Annotated in this window: 5 protein-coding genes; 3 read left to right on the forward strand and 2 right to left on the reverse strand. The window is 72.9% G+C overall.

Going from position 1 to position 5,467, the window contains the following annotated elements:
* A partial coding sequence (locus HKK72_RS35350) for a steroid 3-ketoacyl-CoA thiolase (RefSeq protein ID WP_187238760.1) occupies nt 1–1,081 on the reverse strand: 1,081 nt, incomplete at its 3' end.
* Between the two features lie 87 nt (nt 1,082–1,168).
* A complete protein-coding gene (locus HKK72_RS35355; RefSeq protein WP_187238761.1) occupies nt 1,169–2,341 on the reverse strand; it encodes a cytochrome P450 in 1,173 nt (390 codons plus the stop codon).
* A gap of 187 nt (nt 2,342–2,528) precedes the next feature.
* On the opposite strand from HKK72_RS35355, the gene HKK72_RS35360 reads away from it, so the two are divergent.
* From HKK72_RS35360 to HKK72_RS35370, 3 genes are all read left to right on the forward strand, one after another.
* Nucleotides 2,529–3,530 (forward strand): 3-oxoacyl-ACP synthase III family protein, encoded by a 1,002-nt coding sequence (locus HKK72_RS35360; RefSeq protein WP_187238762.1) that lies wholly within the window; start codon nt 2,529–2,531, stop codon nt 3,528–3,530.
* 2 nt (nt 3,531–3,532) lie between these two features.
* Nucleotides 3,533–4,297 (forward strand): glycosyltransferase family 2 protein, encoded by a 765-nt coding sequence (locus tag HKK72_RS35365; protein ID WP_187238763.1) that lies wholly within the window; start codon nt 3,533–3,535, stop codon nt 4,295–4,297.
* Nucleotides 4,294–5,467 (forward strand): cytochrome P450 (locus tag HKK72_RS35370; protein WP_187238764.1); only part of this gene is annotated, 1,174 nt, incomplete at its 3' end. The genes HKK72_RS35365 and HKK72_RS35370, both read left to right, overlap by 4 nt.

Here is a 5,467-nt window from a genome sequence, read left to right on the forward strand (position 1 = left end):
GCTCCAGCTCGTGCAGGGCGGTGGTGATCAGCCGTGCCCCGGTCGCGCCGACCGGGTGGCCGAGGGCGATCGCGCCGCCGTTGACGTTGACCCTGTCCAGGTCCGGCTCGTGCACCGACGCCCACGACAGCACCACGGACGCGAACGCCTCGTTGACCTCGAACAGATCGATGTCCTCCATGGTCATGCCGGCCGCTTCGAGCACCCTCGCGGTCGCCTGCACCGGCCCGTCGAGGTGATAGTACGGCTCCGCCCCGACCAGCGCCTGTGCCCGGATGCGGGCCCGCGGCCGCAGCCCGAGCCGTCGCGCGCCGTCCTCGGAGGTCAGCAGCACGGCAGCCGCCCCATCGGAGATCTGTGACGAGGTCCCCGCGGTGTGCAGCCCCTTCTCGCCCATCATCGGGCGGAGCCGGGCGAGGCCGTCCGGGGTGGTCTCCCGCAGTCCCTGGTCACGGCGCACGGTGCGGGTCTCACCCGTCGGGGCGCCCGCGTCGTCGAGCACCGGCGCCGCGATCGGGCTGATCTCCCGGTCGAACCGGCCGTCGGCCCACGCCTTGGCGGCGAGGCGCTGGGATCGGACGCCGAAGGCGTCCAGGTCGTCGCGGGTGAGGCCGCGCCTCGTGGCGATTCGTTCCGCGGCCTCGAACTGGTTCGGCAGGTCGATCGACCAGTCGTCCGGTCTCGGGCGGGCCGGCAGCACGTTGCTGCCGAGCGGTGCGCGGCTCATGACCTCGACGCCGCAGCCGATCGCGGTCTCGACGACGCCGGTCGCCACGAGCGCGGCGGCCAGATGCACGGCCTGCTGGCTCGATCCGCACTGCGCATCGATCGTGGTGACTCCCGCCTCGTAGGGCAGGCCGGCGTACAACCAGGCATGCCGCCCCACGTGCCCGCCCTGCTCGCCCGCCTGCGTGACGCATCCGGCGAAGACCTGGCCGACCTCATGGGCGTCCACGCCCGACCGTTCCACCAGCGAACGCATCGCGTGGGCGAGCACCGCCTGGGGCTTCAGGCCGGCAAGCCACCCGCCCCGCTTGCCGACCGGCGTCCGGACTGCCTCGACGATCACCGGGCTCCCCATGCGGCCTCCTTCTAGAACGCCATTCAGGTTGTAACTGTAATCTGTTCTAGTTTGGGCAGGAAGGCCGGGTACAGGCGCCGCGCCGGGTCACTCGGAGCGGACGCGCAACGACGCGTACGTCGGGACCAGCACGCGGCGAGCGGCGCGGCGCGAGACGACCCGCCATGGACGGCCGCCCGCGATGAGGGTCTCGAGCATCCTGGTCACCTGGGTACGGGCGACGGCCGCGCCCAGGCACAGGTGCCGCCCGGCGCCGAACCACAGCTGCCGGGTCTCGGGCACATAGCCGCGGGTGATGTCGAACGGCCCGGCGGCGTTGTCGGCCACATAGGTCAGCAGCATGACCTGCTCGCCCGCCCGCATCAGCCGCCCGTCCACCTCGACGTCGCGGGCGACCCGTCGGCCGATGACCGGCGCGGGAGTGGAGACGCGCAGGCCCTCGCGCACGGCTCCGGCCATGAGCGCGGGGTCGGCCAGCAGCCGGTGCATCTGGCCGGTGTCGTGCAGGAGCGCGACCGTACGGGAGGTGCCGGACGCACCGGTCTCGGTGCCCGCCACGGTGAGCAGGGTGGCCAGCCCGCGGGTCAGCGGCAGGCCGAGGTCCATCTCGCGGCAGCGGCCGAGGACGGTGTCCGCGCCCGCAGTGCGGTAGCCCTCGTCGACGCCCCTGGTGAGGTCGCGGGCGATGAGCCTGCCCTGTTCGATCACTTCGGGGGACAGCGACGTCGACGTCACGGTGCCGAGGGCGAGCGAGGCCAGCCGTTCCCCGGCCGCGAAGAGCCGGCGGTAGGGCTCATCGCCGGCCGCGTTCAGCTCGAGGCCCATGAGGTCGGCGACCATCCGCCCGGCCAGCACCCGGGTCGTGTCGGCGATGTCGACGACCTCGCCGGCGGCCAGCCGCTCGCGCAGAACCGCGAGCCGGCCGCCCTGGGAGCGTCGCACCAGCTCGGCGGCGCTCTCCTCGGTGAACAGGTCGCGGGCGCGGGTGCGCACCTCGGCGTGCCGAGCGCCGTCGAAGAACCGCGCCATATCCGGGCCGAACAGCTGCGACCACAGGTGGCCGACGCCACCCTCGCCGGCCATGCTGAAATGCGCGTGGTCGTTCAGGATGCGGCGGGCCAGCACGGGATCGGCGACGACCCACCCGAGCCTCGGGATCCGCCGCGCCCGGCCGATGTGACGGCCCGTGCGGAGCAGTGCGAACAGCGCGGCATTGCCGGCCAGGAGCAGCCGGGTCTCATGCCGCTGCGCGGTCTTCATCGATCGTCCCCCGTGTCCTGCGCCGCTCCGGATCGCGGCGCCGCCCGGCCGATTCTGTTGCACGCCGGCGAGGCGCGGATGGGGTGAGTACCTCAAATGCGATTGAGTATGTTCTCTCTGTGTCAGGCGGGCACATTCGGTGAGGCTTGTGGCGACACCGCACACAACGAGCACACGGGAGACGCCGATGAGAGCCCGCATCAGGGGAGTCGCGGCCCACCTGCCCGCGCGGACGGTCACGAGCGCCGAGGTGGAGCAGCGGATCGCCGACGAGAGCGGCGGCTTCGCCCCCTATCGCGGCATCGTCGAGCGTATGAGCGGCATCCGCGTACGCCATGTCGCCCGGGACGACGAGCAGGCGTCCGATCTCGCCGTCGCCGCCGCACGCAAGCTGCTCGCCAACGAGGGCGTCGGCCCTGAGGACCTCGACCTGCTCGTCTTCGGCTCGGCGTCACAAGATCTGGTCGAGCCCGCGACCGCGCACATCGTCGCCGCCAAACTCGGCGCGCGCTGCCCGGTCTTCGACGTCAAGAACGCCTGTAACAGCTTCCTCAACGCGCTGCAGACGGCCGAGGCGCTGATCCGCACCGGGCAGTACGAGCGGATACTCGTCTGTGTCGGCGAGATCCCGTCGCGCGCGATCCGCTGGCGGGTGCGCGACCGCGCGCAGTTCGCCGACGCGTTCGCCGGCTACACGCTGTCGGACGCGGGCGCCGCGATGCTGGTCGAGCGGGCACCCGCCGGGGGAGTGTTCTATCGCGACTTCGCCGCCGAGTCGCGGGCCTGGGACATCGGCACCCTGCCCGGCGGCGGCACCATGCACCCGCGCGACCCCGAGTACGGCTACTTCGCCGGTGACGGGCGCAGGCTCAAGGACGCCTTCCTGCTGGCAGGCCCCGGCATCTTCCTCGACGCGCTGACCGCGACCGGCCTGACCTGGGAGGACTTCGCCGTCGTCGCCGTCCACCAGGTCACCCTGTCCTACCTGACAATGCTGCGCTCGGTCCTCGGCATCCCGCCGGACAGGCTCGTCGTGACGCTGCCGGGCCACGGCAACATGGCCGCCGCCACCCTCGGTGTCCAGCTCGCGACCGCCGTCGAGGAGGGCCGCTGCGGCCCCGGCGACCGGATCGCGCTGCTCGGGCTGGCCGGCGGGGTCAGCCTCGGCGTCGTCTTCGCGGAGCTCTGAGCATGAGCGCGCACACCGATCTGTGGGTCGTGATCCCGGCCTTCAACGAGGAGCGCTCGCTCGGCGCGACCCTGCGACGGATGGCCGAGCAGACCGACGCCGGCTTCGTGCTGGTCGTGGTCGACAACGCCAGCACCGACGGCACGGCGGGCGTCGTGCGCGACTTCGCCGCCGAGCACCCGGGGCTGGACCTGCGCCTGGTCACCGAGCCCGAGAAGGGCACCGGCGCCGCGGCCGACACCGGCATGCGGCACGCCATCGCCTACGGCGCCACCTACGTCGCGCGCACCGACGCCGACTGCCTGCCGTCGCGTCACTGGGTGGCGGCGGTGAAGCGGGCGTTCGGCGACGGGCTCGAGATGGTCAGCGGACCGCTGCGCCCGCGGACCGACGAGTTCCGGCTCAGATGGTGGGAGCGGCGCCTGCTGCCCTCGGTGGTGGCCGCGGCGGCGCTGTTCGGTCGGCTGCGGCCGGGCAATCGCGACCCCGCCCACCTCGGCCCGTACGTGATGATGCCCGGCTGCAATGTCGCGATCACCGCCGCGTTGTACGACCGGGCGGGCGGATTCCCCCGCAGCCGGATCGAGGATCTGCACGAGGACCGCGCGCTCGTGAACCGGGTGCGCACCCTGACCCGTGCGTACGGCCTGCGCAAGGACATGGTCGTCTTCGGCTCGGTGCGGCGGCTGCGAGCCTACGGCCTGGTCGGCACGCTCGGCTGGTACGCCGACCACCGCTACCGGCCCGACGTCGTGGACATCCGGTGAAGCGCCGGGCCCAGTGGGAGAGGCGGGTCCAGCTGGCCGCTCACCCGGTGGCGTATCCGCTGCTGAGGGCGGTCGCCCGTTGCGGACCCGTCGTACGGGTGCCGGGGGTCGGGGTCGTGGTCAACGACGCCGCGACGGCGCGCGAGATCCTGCTCGACGGCGAGACCTTCCGCAAGGACGGGCCGGGCTCGCCGGGTGAGCTGTGGACGCCCGTTCTCGGCCCGTCGGTGCTGCTCAACATGGAGGGCCCGGCGCACCGGGAGCTGCGCAGCAAGCTGACCGGGCTCTTCACGCCGGGCTATGCGGAGCGGCTGTGCGACGACGTCCTCGCCGGACCGCTGGAGCGGCTGGCCGATCGGTTGCGCGGCGGTGCGGCGGTGGACGTGGCCGATGAGATGCGGGTCATGGCCGGCGCGGTGATCTGCGCGGTCATCGGGCTGGAGGCGGGCGGCGAGGCGGCCTACCGGCACATGTTCGCGCAGGGGGAGAAGATCGTCTCGATGGTGTCGCTGCGCACCCGCAGGCTGTCCACCGCCCAGGCCGCGCGTGCCAGGAAGGTCCTCGACCCGATCGGCGCCATCGCGGCCCGGGCGTACGCCTCCGGCGACGAGAGCACGGTGATGGGCCGGATGCGCACGCTGGGCCTCTCGGAGTCAGAGGCGCGCGGCGCGGCCGGGGCCTTCTTCCTCACCGGCACCGAGACCGTCGCGACACTGGTGCCGAGGCTCATCGCGCTCCTGCACGACACCGGCCGGCTGGGTGACGTCGCCGCCGATCCGGGCCGCCTGCTCGACCCGAGCATCGACGAGGCGATGCGCGTGACGACACCCACACCGGTCATGCTGCGCAGCGTGCACAAGAGGGCCCGGGTCGGCGGCGTGACCGTCGAGCCGGGTGACCGGGTGCTGATCGCGACGCACAACTGCTGCCGTTCCTTCGGGCCGTTCGACCCGGACCGGCCCCCGCCCGACCTGCGCCGGCTGTGGTTCGGCGCGGGGCCGCACTTCTGCCTCGGCTACCCGCTGGCGATGGCCGAGATCCGCGTGGTGGTCCGCACCCTGCTGGCCGCCGCACCATTGAAGATCGTGCGCAGGCGTCCGGCGCGCGGCGTGCTGATCCCGGCGTACCGCTCCGTCGAGTTGCGGCGTGTCGTTGGTGCAAAGACCCCCA

The sequence above is a fragment of the Actinomadura sp. HBU206391 genome, from assembly GCF_014323665.1.
Lineage (GTDB): Bacteria > Actinomycetota > Actinomycetes > Streptosporangiales > Streptosporangiaceae > Actinomadura_C.